This is a genomic window from Phenylobacterium sp. (assembly GCF_046463815.1).
In the GTDB taxonomy this organism is placed as follows: domain Bacteria; phylum Pseudomonadota; class Alphaproteobacteria; order Caulobacterales; family Caulobacteraceae; genus Phenylobacterium.
Window position 1 is genome coordinate 1 of record NZ_JBKBRO010000026.1, and the last position, 16,997, is coordinate 16,997.

Annotated in this window: 20 protein-coding genes and 1 pseudogene; 15 read left to right on the forward strand and 6 right to left on the reverse strand. The window is 71.5% G+C overall.

Features of this window, described 5'->3' with window-relative positions; translation table 11 throughout:
- From ACK4TT_RS15990 to ACK4TT_RS16000, 3 genes and pseudogenes are all read left to right on the forward strand, one after another.
- A pseudogene (locus ACK4TT_RS15990) lies at positions 1-108 on the forward strand (IS5/IS1182 family transposase); the annotation flags it as partial.
- A gap of 183 nt (positions 109-291) precedes the next feature.
- Positions 292-780: a hypothetical protein gene (locus ACK4TT_RS15995; RefSeq protein ID WP_410213401.1), complete on the forward strand. Its 489-nt coding sequence runs from the start codon at positions 292-294 to the stop codon at positions 778-780.
- Positions 777-1,154 carry a S1C family serine protease gene (locus ACK4TT_RS16000; RefSeq protein WP_410213402.1) on the forward strand — a complete coding sequence of 126 codons (378 nt, stop codon included), beginning with the start codon at positions 777-779 and terminating at the stop codon, positions 1,152-1,154. The genes ACK4TT_RS15995 and ACK4TT_RS16000 overlap by 4 nt, the downstream gene beginning before the upstream one ends.
- 3 nt (positions 1,155-1,157) lie before the next feature.
- On the opposite strand, the gene ACK4TT_RS16005 is transcribed toward ACK4TT_RS16000, so the two are convergent.
- Complete coding sequence (locus ACK4TT_RS16005; protein ID WP_410213403.1) at positions 1,158-1,769, reverse strand: pyridoxamine 5'-phosphate oxidase family protein; 612 nt, start codon at positions 1,767-1,769, stop codon at positions 1,158-1,160.
- A 96-nt stretch (positions 1,770-1,865) separates the two neighbouring features.
- On the opposite strand from ACK4TT_RS16005, the gene ACK4TT_RS16010 reads away from it, so the two are divergent.
- Positions 1,866-2,216 carry an MmcQ/YjbR family DNA-binding protein gene (locus tag ACK4TT_RS16010; protein WP_409638194.1) on the forward strand — a complete coding sequence of 117 codons (351 nt, stop codon included), beginning with the start codon at positions 1,866-1,868 and terminating at the stop codon, positions 2,214-2,216.
- Here ACK4TT_RS16010 and ACK4TT_RS16015 read toward each other — a convergent pair.
- The gene (locus tag ACK4TT_RS16015; RefSeq protein ID WP_409638191.1) at positions 2,213-2,437 is read right to left on the reverse strand and encodes a type II toxin-antitoxin system Phd/YefM family antitoxin; all 225 of its coding nucleotides are present in this window, start codon (positions 2,435-2,437) and stop codon (positions 2,213-2,215) included. The two genes, ACK4TT_RS16010 and ACK4TT_RS16015, sit on opposite strands and share 4 nt — an antisense overlap.
- A 45-nt stretch (positions 2,438-2,482) precedes the next feature.
- Here ACK4TT_RS16015 and ACK4TT_RS16020 point away from each other — a divergent pair, with 45 nt between their 5' ends.
- From ACK4TT_RS16020 to ACK4TT_RS16040, 5 genes are all read left to right on the forward strand, one after another.
- Positions 2,483-4,009, forward strand: coding sequence for a UbiD family decarboxylase (locus tag ACK4TT_RS16020; RefSeq protein WP_409638188.1), 1,527 nt, complete (start codon positions 2,483-2,485; stop codon positions 4,007-4,009).
- A 63-nt stretch (positions 4,010-4,072) separates the two neighbouring features.
- On the forward strand, positions 4,073-4,474 hold the full coding sequence (locus tag ACK4TT_RS16025) for an MAPEG family protein (protein WP_410213404.1): 402 nt from the start codon (positions 4,073-4,075) through the stop codon (positions 4,472-4,474).
- Between the two features lie 37 nt (positions 4,475-4,511).
- On the forward strand, positions 4,512-5,843 hold the full coding sequence (locus tag ACK4TT_RS16030; RefSeq protein WP_409638182.1) for a TldD/PmbA family protein: 1,332 nt from the start codon (positions 4,512-4,514) through the stop codon (positions 5,841-5,843).
- 2 nt (positions 5,844-5,845) lie between these two features.
- Positions 5,846-6,628 carry an inositol monophosphatase family protein gene (locus ACK4TT_RS16035; RefSeq protein WP_409638213.1) on the forward strand — a complete coding sequence of 261 codons (783 nt, stop codon included), beginning with the start codon at positions 5,846-5,848 and terminating at the stop codon, positions 6,626-6,628.
- Positions 6,629-6,650: 22 nt separating this feature from the next.
- Positions 6,651-6,890 carry a DUF4170 domain-containing protein gene (locus ACK4TT_RS16040; protein ID WP_409638179.1) on the forward strand — a complete coding sequence of 80 codons (240 nt, stop codon included), beginning with the start codon at positions 6,651-6,653 and terminating at the stop codon, positions 6,888-6,890.
- Between the two features lie 8 nt (positions 6,891-6,898).
- Here the strand turns inward: ACK4TT_RS16040 and ACK4TT_RS16045 are convergent, their stop codons facing one another.
- Positions 6,899-7,114, reverse strand: coding sequence for a hypothetical protein (locus ACK4TT_RS16045; RefSeq protein WP_409638176.1), 216 nt, complete (start codon positions 7,112-7,114; stop codon positions 6,899-6,901).
- Between the two features lie 57 nt (positions 7,115-7,171).
- The gene (locus tag ACK4TT_RS16050) at positions 7,172-7,855 is read right to left on the reverse strand and encodes a fused DSP-PTPase phosphatase/NAD kinase-like protein (RefSeq protein ID WP_409638173.1); all 684 of its coding nucleotides are present in this window, start codon (positions 7,853-7,855) and stop codon (positions 7,172-7,174) included.
- Positions 7,856-8,149: 294 nt separating this feature from the next.
- Here ACK4TT_RS16050 and ACK4TT_RS16055 point away from each other — a divergent pair, with 294 nt between their 5' ends.
- The 5 genes from ACK4TT_RS16055 (at position 8,150) to lpxK (ending at position 14,083) form a co-directional block, all read left to right on the forward strand.
- Positions 8,150-9,925, forward strand: a complete 1,776-nt coding sequence (locus tag ACK4TT_RS16055; protein WP_409638170.1) for an ABC transporter ATP-binding protein — start codon at positions 8,150-8,152, stop codon at positions 9,923-9,925.
- Between the two features lie 5 nt (positions 9,926-9,930).
- Complete coding sequence (locus ACK4TT_RS16060; RefSeq protein ID WP_409638210.1) at positions 9,931-10,623, forward strand: lysophospholipid acyltransferase family protein; 693 nt, start codon at positions 9,931-9,933, stop codon at positions 10,621-10,623.
- Between the two features lie 273 nt (positions 10,624-10,896).
- The gene (locus ACK4TT_RS16065; protein WP_409638167.1) at positions 10,897-11,862 is read left to right on the forward strand and encodes a cation diffusion facilitator family transporter; all 966 of its coding nucleotides are present in this window, start codon (positions 10,897-10,899) and stop codon (positions 11,860-11,862) included.
- Positions 11,859-13,100, forward strand: coding sequence for a 3-deoxy-D-manno-octulosonic acid transferase (locus ACK4TT_RS16070; protein WP_409638164.1), 1,242 nt, complete (start codon positions 11,859-11,861; stop codon positions 13,098-13,100). The genes ACK4TT_RS16065 and ACK4TT_RS16070 overlap by 4 nt, the downstream gene beginning before the upstream one ends.
- Positions 13,097-14,083 (forward strand): tetraacyldisaccharide 4'-kinase, encoded by a 987-nt coding sequence (gene lpxK / locus ACK4TT_RS16075; RefSeq protein WP_409638161.1) that lies wholly within the window; start codon positions 13,097-13,099, stop codon positions 14,081-14,083. The genes ACK4TT_RS16070 and lpxK overlap by 4 nt, the downstream gene beginning before the upstream one ends.
- Here the strand turns inward: lpxK and ACK4TT_RS16080 are convergent.
- Positions 14,080-15,159, reverse strand: a complete 1,080-nt coding sequence (locus ACK4TT_RS16080; RefSeq protein ID WP_409638158.1) for a phosphotransferase family protein — start codon at positions 15,157-15,159, stop codon at positions 14,080-14,082. The two genes, lpxK and ACK4TT_RS16080, sit on opposite strands and share 4 nt — an antisense overlap.
- A gap of 114 nt (positions 15,160-15,273) precedes the next feature.
- On the opposite strand from ACK4TT_RS16080, the gene ACK4TT_RS16085 reads away from it, so the two are divergent.
- A complete protein-coding gene (locus tag ACK4TT_RS16085; protein WP_409638156.1) occupies positions 15,274-15,723 on the forward strand; it encodes an SRPBCC domain-containing protein in 450 nt (149 codons plus the stop codon).
- Here ACK4TT_RS16085 and purD read toward each other — a convergent pair.
- Positions 15,720-16,991, reverse strand: a complete 1,272-nt coding sequence (gene purD / locus ACK4TT_RS16090; protein ID WP_410213405.1) for a phosphoribosylamine--glycine ligase — start codon at positions 16,989-16,991, stop codon at positions 15,720-15,722. The two genes, ACK4TT_RS16085 and purD, sit on opposite strands and share 4 nt — an antisense overlap.
- Between the last annotated feature and the right edge of the window lie 6 nt (positions 16,992-16,997).

Sequence of the window (16,997 nt, forward strand, 5' to 3'; positions counted from 1 at the left end):
TTCTGCCGCCTCAAGGACTTCCGACGCATCGCCACCCGCTACGACAAGCTCGCCTGCACCTACGCCGCAGCCGTCTGCCTCGCCGCCATCGTCATCTGGTGGTTATGAGGCTGGACCCTAGCCGCTCGAAAACCTCAGGCTGATCGGATTCAGATGCCGCCCTGAGGGCATGGCGTTGGGTTTGGGGGCGAGGATGAAACCGGGAGTAACGATCGCGCTCGTGGGGACGCTGCTGGCGAGCGCGGCGGGGGCGCAGCCTTCATCCTCGACCTGCGGGTCGGCGCGTTGATCATGAGCGTGGAGACGTCCTGCTGCGGGTGCTTGGTCAAGAACTCGGGCAAGGTCACGATGGGAATCGAATGGCGGGTCTACTCGGCCCTCAGGCGGGAGGTCGTGGCCAAGATCGAGACGGTCGGATTCGTGGACGCCAGCCTCAATGCGCGGGCCAGGCGCGGCCTGTCCCAGCAGGCGGTTGCCGCCGCCGAGCGCAATCTCGTGTCGGACGAGCGGTTCAAGCAGGTGGTTGCGGTCGATCCAACACGGAACCTCGCGGCGGCCTCACAGCGTTGCGAGCCGATCCGGATCGCCACGGCTTCGTCGGCCCCGCGGCCGCTGTCCACCACCGTTCAATCCGTGGCGGCCGTCTTCGCCGGGGGCGGGCATGGAACCGGGTTCGTCATCTCGAACGACGGCTATCTGCTCACCAACCACCACGTCGTGGGCGACCCCCGGTATGTTAAGGTCCGCTGGCCGGACGGCTTCGAGGCGCTGGGGGGGTGATCAGGACGGACCGCCGGCGGGATGTCGCCCTGATCAAGACCGCCGGGAAGACGGCGCCCCTGGCGCTTCGCTCTACGCCAGCGGCCCTTGGGGAGGCCGTTTTCGCGATCGGCGCGCTCCTCGATGAGAAGTCCCAGAATACGGGGACCAAGGGCATCGTGTCGGCCAACAGGACCTTTGACGGCCAAGCGTTCATCCAAAGCGACGTGGGGATAAATCCCGGCAACAGCGGAGGCCCGCTCCTGGACGAGAAGGGCTTCGTCGTGGGTCTCTCGGTCTCAAGATACCAAGTCAACGATGCGCCCACCGGCCTCAACCTCTTCATCCCCATAGCCGATGCGCTGGACGCCTTGGCGCTCAAGCCCGCGACCTGAGGCTCACCACAGGCTCTTCGCCGCGCGGGCCGGCCATTCGTCGTCATAGGCCCTGCCGCCGACCTCGCCTGCGGTGAGCGCGGCCAGGATCTCGCCGGGCGTGGGCAGGCTTGCGGGATCGACGTGGCGGGCCGGGTCCCAGAGGCCCGAGCGCGCTACCGCCCGCGCGCACTGGAAGTAGGCCCGCTCCACGGTGACGACCACGGCGGTGCGGGGCGCTTGGCCCTCCACCGCCAGCGAGGCCAGGAGGTCCGGCTCGGCGCTGACCACGGCGCGGCCGTTCACCCGGAAGGTCGTGCCCGAACCGGGGATCAGGAACAGCAGGGCCACGCGCGGGTCGCGGACGATGTTGCGCAGGCTGTCGATGCGGTTGTTGCCCCGTCGGTCCGGCAGGATGAGCGTCTTCTCGTCGGCGACGCGGACCACGGCGTCGGCGTCGCCGCGCGGGCTGCAGTCCAGCCCCTCTGGGCCGGCGGTGGCCAGGGCCACGAAGGGCGATGCCTCGATCAGCGCACGGTAGTGCGGGGTGATCCGGTCGGTCTCCTTGACCACCGAGGCCGGGGCGAGGGGGGCGGCGTAGATCGCCTCCAGGTCTTCGAGCGTCTCGATGAGCATGGCCGATGATGGGCCCGCGAATGACCCGCCGTCAAAGCGCCGTGACGGATGAAGGCGCGTGCGCGACACTCCGCCGGACCGTTGAGGAGCAAGGCCATGACCAACGAGGAGATGCGCGCCATCGCCCTGTCCTTCCCCGGCTGCGAGGAGGGGACCAGCTACGGCAAGCCCTCGTTCCTGGTGAACGGCAAGTTCTTCACCCGCCTGCGCCGCGAGGACCGGAGCCTGGTGCTGATGGACGTCCCCATCGACGAGCGCGAGATGCTGATGGAGGCCGAGCCCGCCACATTCCACGTCACGCCGCACTACAAGGACTATCCCTGCGTGCTCGCCCGGATGGAGACCCTGCATCCGGGCAGCTTCCGCGCCTTCCTGGAGCGCCGCTTCCGCAAGGTGGCCAAGAAATCCGTGGTGAAGGCCTGGGAGGCGGAGCGGGCGGGCGGCTAGAACTCGTCCTCGATCGCCGCGCGGAAGTCCTCGAACACCTCGCGCAGCCGCGTCTCGGGCGGCAGGTCGGCGTCGGGCTCGGCGGCGGGCGTTCCGCCCTCGGCCGTGAGGCGGGCGACCACCACCCCATGCCGGACCAGCACCAGCTCCTCGCCGGCCGGCAGGGCCTCCAGCAGCGCGGCGATCTTGGGCGGCAGGTCGTCGAGGTCCAGGCGCGTCATGGGCGCATCCTAGACCCGGCAGGGCCCGGCGGGTAAATCGCCCCCATGGCTTACCGATCGCTGCGCGAGTTCCTGGACAAGCTGGAGGCCGCGGGCGAGCTGGTCCGCGTGACCGAGCCGGTGTCCTCCGTCCTGGAGATGACCGAGATCCAGCGCCGCCTGCTGGCGGTGGGGGGACCCGCCGTGCTGTTCGAGAAAGTGACCCGCGCCGACGGCGAGCGCTCGTCCATGCCGTGCCTGGTCAACCTGTTCGGGACGGTGAAGCGGGTGGCCATGGGCGTGACCCTCGAGGGCGTGGAGCGCACCACCGCCGCCGAGCTGCGCAGCGTGGGCGAACTCCTGGCCTTCCTGCGCCAGCCCGAGCCGCCCCGGGGCTTGAAGGACGCCATGGACATGCTGCCCCTCGCCAAGACGGTGATGAGCATGCGCCCCCACACCGTGAAGAAGGCGCCGGTGCAGGAGGTGGTGCTGAAGGGCAACGACATCGACCTCTCGAAGCTGCCGATCCAGACCTGCTGGCCGGGCGAGCCGGCCCCGCTGATCACCTGGCCGCTGGTGGTCACCAAGGGGCCGTCCGAGGATCGGGAGGACGACTACAACCTCGGCATCTACCGGATGCAGGTCCTGGGCCGCGACCGCACCATCATGCGCTGGCTGGCCCACCGGGGCGGGGCCCAGCACCACCGGCGCTGGAAGGCGGCCGGCAAGCCCGAGCCCCTGCCCGCCTGCGCGGTGATCGGCGCCGACCCGGGCACGATCCTGGCCGCCGTGACCCCGGTGCCCGACACGCTGTCGGAATACCAGTTCGCCGGCCTGCTGCGGGGCGCGAAGCTGGACCTCGTGCCGGCCAAGACCGTGCCCCTGATGGTGCCGGCCCAGGCCGAGATCGTGCTGGAGGGCCATGTCCTCCTGGACGAGTACGCCGACGAAGGACCCTACGGCGACCACACCGGCTACTACAATTCGGTCGAGCGCTTCCCGGTCTTCCAGGTCAGCGCCATCACCATGCGGCGGAACCCGATCTACCTGACGACCTTCACCGGCCGGCCGCCGGACGAGCCCAGCGTGCTCGGCGAGGCGCTGAACGAGGTGTTCATCCCGCTGATCCGCCAGCAGTTCCCCGAGATCGTCGACTTCTGGCTGCCGCCCGAGGGCTGCAGCTACCGGATCGCCGTGGTGTCGATGAAGAAGGCCTACCCCGGCCACGCCAAGCGCGTGATGATGGGCGTCTGGAGCTACCTGCGGCAGTTCATGTACACCAAGTGGGTGATCGTCGTGGACGACGACATCGACGCCCGCGACTGGAAGGACGTGATGTGGGCGCTGTCCACGCGCATGGACCCGGCCCGGGACATCACGGTCGTCGAGAACACGCCCATCGACTACCTGGACTTCGCCTCTCCCGAGAGCGGCCTGGGCTCCAAGATCGGCCTGGACGCCACCAACAAATGGCCGCCCGAGACCCACCGCGAATGGGGTGAAAAGCTCGGCATGGACCCCAAGGTGGTCGCCGCCGTCACCGAGAAGTGGGCCAGCCTGGGCCTTCCCGGCGAGGGCCGCGAAGTCGACTGAGGTCTTGCGCGCGAGGGCGAAACCGCCCCAACTGCCGCAACCGCGCCTCGGGGGAGGACCGCCATGTATGCTTCGGCTTCCGCGCACGCCGCCGCCCTCTGGGCCGGCCTGCATCTCTTCCTGCTGCTGATCCTGTCAGTGCTGGTCACGCGCCAGCGGCGCAAGCACAAGGTGGCCATCGGCGACGGCGGCGTGCCCGAACTGGAACGCGCCATTCGGGCCTTCGGCAATGCGACGGAATACGTGCCCGCCGCCCTGATCGGCCTGGCCGTGCTGGCCCTGGCGGGCGCGCCCGCGCTGCTGATCCACCTCCTGGGCCTGCTGCTGTTCCTGGGCCGCATCCTCCATGCCCTGGGCCTCTCGCGCAGCGCCGAGGCCACCCTGCCCCGGGCCGCGGGCGTGCTGGCCACCTGGGTCGCCTACATCGCGGCGGCTGCGGCGCTTCTGTTCTACGCCATACCCTAGCCTTGTGGCGGGGGCTCCGCTCGGCCATATGGCCGGCATGGACGAAAACCTGCTGAACGATCTGGTGGCCGCGGCGCGCAAGGCCGGGGCGGACGCGGCCGAGGCCGTGGGCGCCGAGCGCCGCAGCCTGTCGATCACCGTGCGCATGGGCGAGCTGGAAGAGGTCGAGCGCGAGGAATCCCGCGACCTCGGACTGCGCGTCTTCGTCGGCCAGCGGCAGGCCACCGTCTCCGGCTCCGACATCTCGCCCGAGGCCCGCGCCAAGCTGGTGGAGCGCGCCGTGGCCATGGCCCGCCTGGCGCCCGAGGACCCCTACGCCGGCCTCGCCGACCCGGACCACCTGGCCAAGGGCGCCTTGCCCGACCTCGACCTCTACGACCCCACCGAACCCAGCGCCGAGACGCTGGAGGAGCGCGCCCGCATCGCCGAGGCCGCGGCCCGCGAGGTCCCGAAGGTGACCAACACCGACGGCGCCAGCGGCTCCTGGTCGTCCTCGCGCTGGACCATGGTGACCAGCGACGGCTTCCTGGGCGTCCACCGCGCCTCAGGCTTCTCGATCGGCGCCTCGGCCATCGCCGCCGACGAGGGCGGCATGGAGACCGGTTACGACGGCCGCTCGGCCCGCTGGCAAGCCGACCTGCCCGCGCCCGAGACCCTGGGCGCCGAGGCCGGCCGCCGGGCCGCATCGCGTCTCGGAGCGCGCAAGATCGACTCTACCACCGCGCCGGTGATCTTCGAGAACCGCCTGGCCGCCTCGCTGCTCAGCCCCCTGATCGGCGCCATCTCGGGGCCCTCCATCGCGCGGGGCACCTCGTTCCTGAAGGACAGGCTGGGCCAGCCGGTGTTCGCCAAAGGGGTGACCGTCACCGACGACCCGCACCGCGTCCGGGGCCTGGGCTCCTCGCCCTTCGACGACGAGGGCGTGCGCAACGAACGCCGCGACATCGTCGACGCGGGCGTGCTGACCACCTGGCTGCTCAACACCGCCACCGCCCGCCAGCTCGGCCTTTCCACCACCGGCCACGCCTCACGCGGCCTGGCCGGCCCCCCCGGCGTTGCGCCGACCAACCTGACCCTCCAGCCGGGCGAGAAGGACCTGGCCGGCCTGATGAAGGACGCCGGGACGGGGCTGCTGGTCACCTCGATGTTCGGCCCCTCGCTCAACGGCAACACCGGCGACTGGTCGGTGGGCTGCGCGGGCTTCTGGTTCGAGGACGGCGAGATCGCCTATCCGGTCACGGAAATCACCGTGGCCGGCAACCTCATCGACATCTACGGCCGCCTGGTCCCTGGATCGGACCTCGAGATCCGCGGGGCGACCAATTCGCCGTCGCTGCTGGTGGACGATCTGGCCATCGCGGGGCGCTGATCCTGGACGACCTCGCCCTCCTGCTCGACGCCGCCCACGAAGCCGGCGAGCTCGCCGGCCGCCTGCGCCGGCAGGGCCTCCAGATCGAGTACAAGGCCGGCGGCTCGCCGGTGACCAATGCCGACCTGGCCGCCGACGCCCTGCTGAAGCAGCGCCTGGCCGCCGCCCGGCCCGACTACGGCTGGCTCTCGGAAGAGACGGCCGACGACGAGGGACGCCTTTCACGCCGGCGCATCTTCGTGGTCGATCCGATCGACGGCACCCGGGCCTTCCTGAACGACCGGCCGTGGTGGTCCATCTCGCTCGCCATCGTCGAGGAGGACCGGCCTGTCGCGGGCGTGGTGTTCGCCCCCGAGCTTTCCGAGACCTATGCGGCGGAGGCGGGCGCGGGCGCCACGCGCAACGGCGATCCCATCCGCGTGAGCGACGCCGCGCGACTGGAGAACTGCAAGATGGCGGGCGATCCCAAGCTGTTCGCTCATCCGGCCTGGCCCACGCCGTGGCCGCCGATGGACGTCCAACAGCGCAACTCCACGGCCTACCGCATGTGCCTGGTGGCCTCGGGCGACTTCGACGCGGCCGTGGCGCCGGTAACGAAGCACGACTGGGACCTGGCAGCCGCCGACCTGATCGCCACCGAGGCGGGCGGATTCGTGGGCGACCACCTGGGCGAGCCCTTCCGCTACAACCGTCCGAAGCCCGTGCAGGCGAGCCTGGTCTGCGCGACGCCGCGCCTCGCCCCATTGATCCTCGACCGCGTCCGGCATATCCGCAGCGGAAACTGACCTTCCGCTACGAAAGCGATCCATGCCCGACAAGCAGCTTCTGCATCTCGTCATTGGCGGCGAACTCGAGTCCCTCGAAGGGCCGCCCCAGTTCCGCGACCTCAAGAAGGTCGATCTCGTCGGCGCCTTTCCGAGCTACGACGAGGCGCTCCGCGCCTGGCGCGCCAAGGCCCAGGAAACCGTCGACAACGCCCTGATGCGCTACTTCATCATCCACGCCCACAAGCTGCTGTCCCCGGGCGAGGACGACGACCACCACTAAGGGAGGGGTCAGGCGCGCTCGATCCGGTCCAGCAGGGTTCCGGCGCGCCAGACCTCCACGGCCTCGCAGCTCGCATGGTCGGCGAGCAGCCGCTCGGCCAGCCGGCGGAGCTGCGACAGCTCCGTCCATGGGGCAAGGTCCACGATGGGAGCCACGCCGTCGGCCCGCACGCCCAGCAGCGTGCAGTAGTCCTCTTCGGCTGGAAGGGTCAGGGCGTCTTTCATCGGTCACCCTCGCATGGCCCGGAACCCCGGTCTGTCGCGAAGGTGACTTAGGCGTCGCTATTCCCGGCGCAGCAGCCGCTCGGTGAGCAGCGAGCCCCACATCTGGCCGCGGAAGGTCGCCTTCATGCCGGCCGGGTCGTACATCGGGCTCTCCACCCACTCCAGGAAGCTCATGCCGGCCGGCTCGCCCTCCTCGAGGTAACGCTCGAAGGTGTAGTCCAGTACGCCCGTCTTGCCCTGCTTGACGTGCAGGTAGCGCAGGTGGAGCTGGTCCATGGCTTCGCGGATCGTCTTGCCCTTCCGGAAGTGCATGTAGAGCACGCTCATGATGCCCGCCCGGTCCGCGCCGGACTTGCAGTGCATCAGGGCCGGATACTCGATGGTCTCGAAGAGCCGCTTGGCGCCCAGCACCCGCTCGCGGCTCGGCACCTCGCGCGAGGTGATGGTGAAGTCCACGAGCCGCAGGCCCAGCCGCTCGCAGGCGTCCTTCTCCAGGGCGTGGAAGCTGGCGTCGAAGCCGCCGCGCAGGTTGACGATGGTCCTGATGCCCCGCGCCTTCCAGGCGGCGAGCTGGTGCGGCCAGGGCTGGTTCGCCCGCACCAGCTCCTCCGAGATCCAGTGGGCGTTGGAAAAGCCCAGCCTGAGGTAGGCGTGGTCGTTCCACAGGTAGTCGAGATAGGTCCGCGCGCGCCCGAGCGGCGTCGACAGGTCGAAGGGGGCCTTGGCGGGCGTGTCCGTCATGGCCGCCTAAGTAGGGCCGTCCGATGAACCACGAAAGACACGAAAAGCACGAAGGGCGGTCGGGTTCTGAGAGGCCGCGAAGCGGCGACTCCCAAGAATCAAGCCACGGATGACACGGATTGCACGGACGGCGTCGGCTCAATCTGTGTTCATCCGTGCAATCCGTGGTTCCTTAGGAAGGGATGCCGCCGCTGGCGCGGCGGCGGGGCGTTCAGCGCCCATTCGTGATTTTCGTGTCTTTCGTGGTTCTCCCCTCCGCTTGACTTCGCCGCCGCAACGTCCGACCCCACGCTCATGAGCGAAAGCGCCGCGCCCGAGCTTTCCGGCCGAGAGCTGATCGCCCGCGTGGCGCGGGTCTATCTGGCCCCCCGCTGGATGGGCTGGGCGGCCGCCCTGCTGGCGGGGATCGTCGCGGCCTGGTTCACCACCCGGCTGGTGCAGATCCTGGAGCCCGCCACCAACGACCTGATGGTGTTCCACAAGCCGGGCGCCCTCATCGCCCTGCCGCTCACCATCGCCGCCTACGCCGTCGCCCGCGCCGTCGCCCAGGTGATCCAGGCGACCCTGGTCAACCGCATCGGCAACGCCGTGGTCGGCGATGTCCAGGTGCAGCTCTTCGGCAAGCTGGTCCGGGCCGACCTCGCCCACCTGCGCAGTCAGCACTCCGGCGCCTATGTCTCCTCGGTGCTCTACGACGCCGGCCTGATCCGCGAGGCGGCGACCTCGGGCGTCATCAACTATACCCAGCACTTCCTGATCGTGATCGGGGCCATCAGCGTGATGGTCTCCAACGACCGGGCCCTGTCGATCCTGCTGGTCGTGGCGCTCCCGGCCGCGACCTGGATCATGCGCCGTTTCGCCAAGCGCACCCGCAAGGCCGCCCGGGGCGCCATGGCCGAAACCAGCGCGCTCTCCACCGCCATCATGGAAAGCCTGGACGGCGTGCGCGTCGTGAAGCTGGAGAACCGGGAGGCCTATGAGGAGGGCCGGGTGGCCGAGGTGGTGCGTCGGCGCCAGCAGCACCTGACCAAGGGCGCCAACGCCCGGGCCCGCGCCGCGCCGGCCACCGAACTGCTCATGACCCTGATCACCGCCGGCGTCATCGCCTACGCCGGCTGGCGCTCGCAGCAGGGCGGCATGACGGTGGGCGCCTTCGTGGCCTTCATCGCCGCGCTCGGCGTCGCCTCCCAGTCCTTGCGCCAGCTCGCCAACCTGCAGACCGTCTTCGCCGAGGGGATGTCCGCGGCCCGGCGCCTGTTCGCCGCCCTCGACGTCGAGCCCGAAGTCCGGGAGAAGCCCGGCGCGAGCCCGCTGCCGCGCGGCCAGGCCACCATCCGCTTCGAGGACGTGGGCTTCACCTACGGCGCGGGCGGCCCGCCGGCGCTGACCGGCGTCTCGTTCGAAGTCCGGCGCGGCGAAACGATCGCACTCGTGGGCCCCTCGGGCGGCGGCAAGACGACCATCCTGAACCTGATCCCGCGCTTCTACGATCCCACTGTGGGCCGGGTGCTGATCGACGGCCAGGACGTGCGCGACGTGACGCTCGCCTCGCTCCGGGACCAGATCGCGCTCGTCACCCAGGAGCCGTTCCTGTTCGACGACACCATCCGGGCCAACATCTGCTACGCCCGGCCCCAGGCCTCCGCAGCCGAGATCGAGGCCGCCGCCCGGGCCGCCGCCGCCCACGACTTCATCCTGGAACTCCCCGGCGGCTACGACGCCACCGTGGGCGAGGCCGGCGCGCGCCTGTCGGGCGGCCAGCGCCAGCGCATCGCCATCGCCCGCGCCTTCCTGAAGGACGCGCCCATCCTGCTGCTCGACGAGGCCACCAGCGCCCTCGATACCGAGAGCGAGGCCCAGGTTCAGGAGGCCCTGGGCCGCCTGATGGCCGGGCGCACGGTGATCCTCATCGCCCACCGCCTGTCGACCGTGCGCGGCGCCGACCGCATCTACGTGGTCGACAGGGGCCGCATCGTCGAGACGGGCAACCACGCCAGCCTGGTCAGGAAGCGGGGCCTCTACGCCCGGCTCGCCAAGACCCAGGACCTGGAGGCGGAGCCGGCCGCTTGAAGAGGGTGCTGCGGAGCGACGGGGTCCAGGCCTTCCTCGGCTGGGTGCTCGGCATGTACCTGCGGCTGGTGCTGCGCACCGTCCGCTGGCGCCACGAGAACGTCGCGTGCGTCGAGCCCGTGCTGGCGGACGACACGGCCGGCGCCGTCGCCCTCTTCTGGCACGGGCGCATCCCGCTCTGCCTGGCCACCGCCCCTCAGTGGTGGCGCAAGCGGACCCGCTGCCTCGTCTCGCCCTCGGCGGACGGGGAGTTCATCGCCCAGGCGCTGTCGATGTCAGGGTTTCCGGCGATCCGCGTCTCCTCGGCCAAGAAGGGCGACTCGGCCAAGGCCCGCCAGGCCGTTGCGGCGATCCGCGAGGCCACCGCCTGGGTGGCGGGCGGCGGCGCCCTGGTCGTCACCCCTGACGGGCCGCGCGGCCCCAACGAGGTGATCCAGGCCGGCGCGCTCCAGATCGCGCGGCGCTCGGGCCAGCCGGTGTTCCTGATGGGCATCGCCGCCGCGCCTGCCTGGCGCCTCGAGGATACCTGGGACAAGGTGATGTTCGCCTTCCCCTTCGGCCGGGGCGCGGTGGTCTGGGAAGGCCCGCTCCACGTCCCCGCCGACGCCGGCGAGGCCGAGATCGCCGCCCTGACCGAGGACTGGTCGGCGAGGCTCTCCGCCGCCACCCGCCGGGCCGAGGCCCTGGTGGCGCGCTGACCGCCTGCGGCGGAACCACGAAAGACACGAAAAGCACGAAAGGCGCGGGCCGGCCCCCCTGCCTCCGCGCCAGCGGTGGCGTCCCTTTGAAGGAACCACGGAATACACGGAAGGACACGTAAAGCGCCGGGCCGTCCGTGTATTCCGTGTCTTCCGTGGTTTGATCCTTGGGAGGGCGCCGCTTCGCGGCGTCTCAAGAGGCCGCCCTTCGTGCCTTTTGTGTCTTTCGTGGTTCCTTGATCGGCGCCGCGGTTCGGGGGACATAGGCGTTCCATGGCCCACGCCCACGCGCATCACGACGATCACGACCATCACCATGGTCACGGCCACTCGCATGGGCACGGCCACCATCACCACCACGCGCCCAGGGACATGGGGTGGGCCTTCGCGCTGGGCGTCGTGCTCAACACCGCCTTCGTCGCCGCCGAGGTCGGCGCGGGCCTGTGGACCGGCTCGCTCGCGCTGCTGGCCGACGCCGGCCACAACCTCTCGGACGTCCTGTCCCTGATCCTGGCCTGGGGCGCGGCGGTGCTGGCCAAGCGGGCGCCGTCGGGGCGTCGAACCTACGGTCTGCGCAAGGCGACCATCCTGGCCTCGCTCGCCAACGCCGTCCTGCTGCTGGTGGCCGTGGGGGCCATCGTCTCGGAGGCCGCCCACCGCCTGCGCGAGCCCGCCTCGGTCGAGGCCGGGATCGTCGTGCTGGTCGCCGGCCTGGGCGTGGTCATCAACGGGATCACCGCCGCCGTCTTCCTGCGCGGCAGCCATTCGGACCTCAACGTGCGCGGCGCCTTCCTGCACATGGCCGCCGACGCCGCCGTCTCCCTGGCCGTCGTGGTCGGCGCCTTCGCCATGGCCCGGACGGGCCTGCTGTGGATCGACCCGGCGCTCAGCCTGATCATCGCGCTCGTCATCGTCCTGGGCACCTGGGGCCTGCTGCGCGATTCCATGGACATGGCGCTCGACGCCGCGCCGCGCGGCGTGGACGTGGAGCAGGTGCGCCGCTGGCTCGCCGCCCTGCCCGGCGTCGAGGAGGTCCACGACCTGCACATCTGGGCGCTCTCGACCACCGAGACGGCGCTCACCGCCCATCTGGTCCGCCCTCAGAACGGCGATCCCGACCGCTTCCTGCACGAGGCGTGCGACGGCCTGCACCACCGGTTCAACATCGGCCATGCGACCCTGCAGATCGAGACCGACGGCGCGCACGGCTGCCGGCTGGCGCCGGCCGAGGTGGTGTGACGCTGCCGCTCGCCCTCTACGGCGTCGCCACGGGCCTGCTGGAGCCCCTCGCGCCGAAGATCCTCAGGGCCCGCGCCCGCGAGGGTAAGGAAGACCCGGCCCGCCTCGGGGAGCGCCTGGGCCGCACGCGCACGCCCCGGCCCGCCGGCCCGCTCGCCTGGCTGCACGGCGTCAGCGTGGGCGAGGCGATCTCCCTGCTGCCGCTGATCGACGCCCTGCGCGCCCGGCGGCCCGGCCTGAACCTCCTCATCACCTCGGGCACCGTCGCCTCGGCGCAGGTGCTGACGCAGCGGCTGCCGCCGGGCGTGATCCACCAGTTCGCGCCGGTGGACGCGCCGGGGGCCGTGCGGCGCTTCCTCGACCACTGGCGGCCGGACCTCGCCGTCCTCGTGGAAAGCGAGCTCTGGCCGAACCTGATCCTCGGCGCCCGCAGGCGCGGCGTGCGGCTGGCGCTCGTCTCGGCCCGCATCACCGAAGCCAGCGCCCGGGGCTGGGGCCGCCTGCCGGCCAGCGCGCGCACCCTGCTCGCCGCCTTCGACGCCGTCCTGCCGCAGGACGCCGCGACCGGGGCGCGGCTGGCGGCCCTGGGCGCCGCGGTGGGCCCGCGCCTGAACCTGAAGCACGTGGGCGACCCCCTGCCCTGCGACGACGCCGAGCTGGCGCGGCTGCGCGCGGCCGCGGGCGGGCGCAAGGTCGTGCTGGCCGCCAGCACCCATCCCGGCGAGGAGGCCATCATCGCCCGCGCCGTACGGGAGGCCGCCCCCGGCGCCCTGCTGGTGGTGGCCCCGCGCCATCCCGAGCGTGGCGAGGCGGTGGCGTCCGAACTGGCCGCACCGCGACGCAGCGCTCACGCCCTGCCGGATGCGGGGCCCGTCTATGTCGCCGACACCCTGGGCGAACTCGGCCTCTTCTTCCGGCTGGCCGACGTGACGGTGATGGGCGGCAGCTTCGTTCCGGGGATCGGCGGCCACAATCCGCTGGAGCCCGCCCGGCTGGGCTGCGCCATCGTCACCGGGCCCGACGTGTTCAACGCCGCCGACCTCTATGCCGAGATGACGGCGGAAGGGGCCGCGATCCAGGTCGCGGACGCCACCGGGCTGGCCGTCGCCGTCCGCGGCCTGCTGGACGACCCCGCCGCCGCCCGGCGGATGGGCGAGGCGGCTCGGGTCTACGCCACCCGCCAGGGACGGGCGCTGGAGACGGCGCTCGCCGCCCTCGAACCCCTGCTGCCCGCATGAAGCTCGGCACGCCCCGCTGGTGGTACGACCGCGACCGGCGCGTGATGCCGGTGACGCGGGCGTTGCTGACGCCGCTGTCGTGGATCTGGGCGGCTGTGACCGCCCGCCGGATCGCCCGCGCGCGGCCGCAGGACCCCGGCGTCCCGGTGATCTGCGTCGGCAACCTCACCGTCGGCGGAACCGGCAAGACGCCGATCGTGCGCGAGATCGCCCGGCGTCTCGGCGGCCATGTCCTGGCGCGCGGCTACGGCGGATCGCTGGAAGGCCCCGTCCGTGTGGACCCCGCCGTCCACGCCAGCCGCGAGGTTGGCGACGAGCCGCTGATGCTGGCCCGGGACCTGCCGGTCTGGATCTCCCGCGACCGGCCGGCCGGCGCCCGCGCGGCGGCCCAGGCGGGGGCCCGCGTGGTGGTGATGGACGACGGCCACCAGAACCCCTCGCTGACGAAGGCCCTGTCCCTCGTGGTGGTGGATGGCGAGACGCGGAACGGCGAGTGGCCGTTCGGTGACGGCCGCGTCTTCCCCGCCGGGCCCATGCGCGAACCGCTGGCGGCCGGCCTGGCCCGCGCCGACGCCGCCGTGCTCCTGCTGCCCGCCGACATGGCGACCCCCGATCCTGAGCTCCTGGCGGCGCTGTCGGCCGTGCCGGTGCTGGTCGCCCGGCTGGAGCCCGCCGCCCCGCCGCCCAGCGGCCCGCAGGTGGCCTTCGCCGGCATCGGCAAGCCCTGGAAGTTCGAGCGCGCGCTGAAGGCCGCCGGCTGCGACTTGGCCGACTTCGCGCCCTTCCCGGACCACTTCGCCTACGACGAGGCGACCCTGCGGCGCCTGGCCGACCGTGCGGCGCAGTTCGGCGCGGGCCTCGTCACCACCGAGAAGGACTGGACCCGCCTGCCGCCCGAGTGGCGGACGCAAGTGGCCGCCTGGCCCGTCCGCGCCGTCTTCGAGGACGAGGCGGCCCTGGACCGGCTGCTGGCGGGCCTTTAGGCCCCGGCCTTCTTCGCGAACTCCCAGCTCGCCTGCGACAGCGCCAGCACCCGCGGCCCCATGGCGGCGGCGTCGGGATGGTTGGCGGTGCCGTCCCGCACGCGGCCCAGGATGCCCTGCACGATGCCGGCCAGCCGGAACATGTTGTACGAGAAGAACCAGTTGAGGTCGGGCAGGCCCGAGCGGCCGGTCAGCTCGCAGTAGTACTCGACCGCCTCCTCGATGGTCGGGATGCCGTGGGCCTTCAGGTCCGGCAGCTGCGAGATGGTCCCGTTCACCCAGTTCATCAGCAGGTAGGTGAAGTCGGCCAGGGGCTCGCCCAGGGTCGACAGCTCCCAGTCCAGCACCGCCGCCACGCGAGGCTCGGTCGGATGGAAGATCATGTTGTCGAGGCGGTAGTCGCCGTGGACGATCGAGGTGCGCTCCTGGGTCGGAACGGTGCGCGGCAGCCACTCGATCAGCCGCTCCATCTCCTCGATGTGGCGGTCCTCGGAGGCCTTGTACTGCTTGGTCCAGCGGTCCACCTGCCGGGCCATGTAGTTGCCGGGCTTGCCGTAGTCCGCGAGGCCGACCTTCACGTAGTCGGTGTTGTGCAGGTCGGCGAGGGTCTTGATCTTGGCGCGGAAGATGGCCGTGCGCTCGGCCGGGGAATAGGCCGGCAGGGTCTGGTCCCAGAGGACGCGACCCTCCACGCAGTCCATCACGTAGAACCAGGTGCCGATGACGGCGTCGTCCTGGCACAGGCCGTAGGTGCGGGCCACCGGGAAGCCCGTGGGGTAGAGCGCCGAGATGACCTTGTATTCCCGGTCGACCGCGTGGGCCGAGGGCAGGAGCTTGCCCGGCGGCTTGCGGCGCAGGACGTACTTCTTCGCGGGCGTGATGAGCTGGTAGGTCGGGTTCGACTGGCCGCCCTTGAACTTGCGGACCTCCAGCGGGCCTTCGTAGCCCTCGACGTTGGCCTCCAGCCAGCGCTCCAGCGAGGCCTGGTCGAAGCGCTGGGCCTCGGGGACAGCCTCGGTGCCGGTATTGGCCTGCTCGCGCGCCTGCTCGGCGGCGACATCGGCGGTGACGGCCATGGCGTTCCCCTTCGTACAGTTGTTTGAACTCTTTTAGCGACGGCGGCCCGGGAGGGGCAAGGCGCGATGGTCGGACTTGACCTTAGGTCGGGAAGCGGCTTCGGAGGCCTCCCCATGGCCACAGTCGACATCGACACCACCATCGAGATCGAGGCGCCGCCTGAACGCGTCTGGGACGTCATGGTCGATCCTGGGCGTTCCTGGCGTTGGCTGGGGGCGTTCGGCTTCCAGCCCAGGGTCGGCCAGCGCTTCGTCATGCAGCCCAGCCGGCGTCGGCGCGAGGCCGGCGACCTGACCGACGCGGTGCCCTGCCGGCTGGAGGTCGTGGCGCCGCCGCGCCGGATGCGGTTCAGTTGGAGCTATCCGGGACGGCCGTCGACCGACGTGGCCATCGCGCTCACGCCCATCGTCGGCGGAACCCACGTGCGGCTGACCCACGTGGGCTTCGAGGCCCTGGAGGCGGACCTGGAGCCGTCCGACATCGAGATCGCGGTCGCGGCCCTGGCCGACAGCTGGGCCAACGAGACCCTGCCGGCCCTCAAGGCGCTGGCCGAGGAAGCTTAGCGCGCCAGCGCCCGCCAGCCGATGTCTGTGCGGCAGAAGCCGTCCGGGAAATCGATCTTGGCGATCGCCGCATAGGCCTTCTCGCGGGCCGCCTCCAGCGTCGCCCCCCGGGCGCAGACGTTCAGCACCCGCCCGCCGGCCGCGCGCAGCGTCCCGTCGGCGTCCAGCTTCGTGCCCGCGTGGAACACCACCACGCCCTCGCCGAGGTCGGCGTCCAGGCCGCGGATCTCACCGCCGCCCTTCGGCGTCTCGGGATAGCCCTTGGCCGCCAGCACGACGCAGACCGCCTGCTCGTCCCGCCAGGCCGGCGGCGGCATGTCCTTGAGCGTCCCGTTGGCGCAGGCCACAAGATAGGGCACGAGGTCGCTCTCCAGGCGCAGCATGAGCACCTGGCACTCGGGATCGCCGAAGCGGACATTGAACTCCACGAGCTTCGGGCCGGTCTTGGTGGCCATCAGCTCCACGAACAGTACGCCGCGGTAGGGCGAGCCGTCGGCGGCGATGCCGGCGAAGGCGGGCTCCACCAGGCGCTCGCGGACCTGCTCCACCAGCTCGGGCGTGAAGACCGGCGCCGGCGAATAGGTCCCCATGCCGCCGGTGTTCGGCCCCTGCTCCCCGTCGAAGGCGCGCTTGTGGTCCTGGGCCCAGCCGAACAGCATCGAGGCCTCGCCGTCGCAGAGCGCGAACAGCGAGCCGATCTCGCCCTCCAGGAACTCCTCGATGACCACCCGCGCGCCGGCCGCGCCGAAGCGGCCGCCGAAGGCGTCGTGGATGGCCGCCTCGGCCTCGCCCCGGTCCTGGGCGATGGTCACGCCCTTTCCGGCCGCCAGTCCGTCGGCCTTGATGACGTAGGGGGCGGAAAAGCCGTCCAGCGCGGCCTTGGCCGCCGCCTCGGTCTCGCAGACCACATAGGCGGAGGTCGGCAGGCCGTAGCGGTCGGCGAAGGCCTTGGTGAAGGCCTTGGAGGATTCCAGCTGGCCCGCCCCGGCCGTCGGTCCAAAGCAGGGAATCCCCGCGAGCTGCAGCGCGTCGGCCAGGCCCGCCGCCACCGCCGATTCCGGCCCGATCACCACCAGGTCGGCGGCGATCTCCCGAGCCAGGGCCACGAGGCCGTCCACGTCGGTCGCCGCGACGCCCCGCAGCTCGCACTGGGCGGCCATGCCGGGATTGCCCGGCGCCGCCACCAGGCGCTTCACGAGCGGCGAGGCCGCGATCTTCCAGGCCAGCGCATGCTCGCGCCCGCCGGAGCCGACAAGAAGGATGTTCATGGACGG

Bases quoted from the DNA above. Each gene is read 5' to 3' on its own strand.
- ACK4TT_RS16085 (WP_409638156.1), top strand. From the start codon at position 15,274: ATGGCCACAGTCGACATCGACACCACCATCGAGATCGAGGCGCCGCCT.
- ACK4TT_RS16010 (WP_409638194.1), top strand. From the start codon at position 1,866: ATGACCAACGAGGAGATGCGCGCCATCGCCCTGTCCTTCCCCGGCTGC.
- ACK4TT_RS16065 (WP_409638167.1), top strand. From the start codon at position 10,897: ATGGCCCACGCCCACGCGCATCACGACGATCACGACCATCACCATGGT.
- purD (WP_410213405.1), bottom strand. From the start codon at position 16,991: ATGAACATCCTTCTTGTCGGCTCCGGCGGGCGCGAGCATGCGCTGGCC.
- ACK4TT_RS16005 (WP_410213403.1), bottom strand. From the start codon at position 1,769: ATGCTCATCGAGACGCTCGAAGACCTGGAGGCGATCTACGCCGCCCCC.
- ACK4TT_RS15995 (WP_410213401.1), top strand. From the start codon at position 292: ATGAGCGTGGAGACGTCCTGCTGCGGGTGCTTGGTCAAGAACTCGGGC.
- ACK4TT_RS16040 (WP_409638179.1), top strand. From the start codon at position 6,651: ATGCCCGACAAGCAGCTTCTGCATCTCGTCATTGGCGGCGAACTCGAG.
- ACK4TT_RS16030 (WP_409638182.1), top strand. From the start codon at position 4,512: ATGGACGAAAACCTGCTGAACGATCTGGTGGCCGCGGCGCGCAAGGCC.
- ACK4TT_RS16055 (WP_409638170.1), top strand. From the start codon at position 8,150: ATGAGCGAAAGCGCCGCGCCCGAGCTTTCCGGCCGAGAGCTGATCGCC.
- ACK4TT_RS16020 (WP_409638188.1), top strand. From the start codon at position 2,483: ATGGCTTACCGATCGCTGCGCGAGTTCCTGGACAAGCTGGAGGCCGCG.
- ACK4TT_RS16015 (WP_409638191.1), bottom strand. From the start codon at position 2,437: ATGACGCGCCTGGACCTCGACGACCTGCCGCCCAAGATCGCCGCGCTG.
- ACK4TT_RS16045 (WP_409638176.1), bottom strand. From the start codon at position 7,114: ATGAAAGACGCCCTGACCCTTCCAGCCGAAGAGGACTACTGCACGCTG.
- ACK4TT_RS16050 (WP_409638173.1), bottom strand. From the start codon at position 7,855: ATGACGGACACGCCCGCCAAGGCCCCCTTCGACCTGTCGACGCCGCTC.
- ACK4TT_RS16080 (WP_409638158.1), bottom strand. From the start codon at position 15,159: ATGGCCGTCACCGCCGATGTCGCCGCCGAGCAGGCGCGCGAGCAGGCC.
- lpxK (WP_409638161.1), top strand. From the start codon at position 13,097: ATGAAGCTCGGCACGCCCCGCTGGTGGTACGACCGCGACCGGCGCGTG.
- ACK4TT_RS16025 (WP_410213404.1), top strand. From the start codon at position 4,073: ATGTATGCTTCGGCTTCCGCGCACGCCGCCGCCCTCTGGGCCGGCCTG.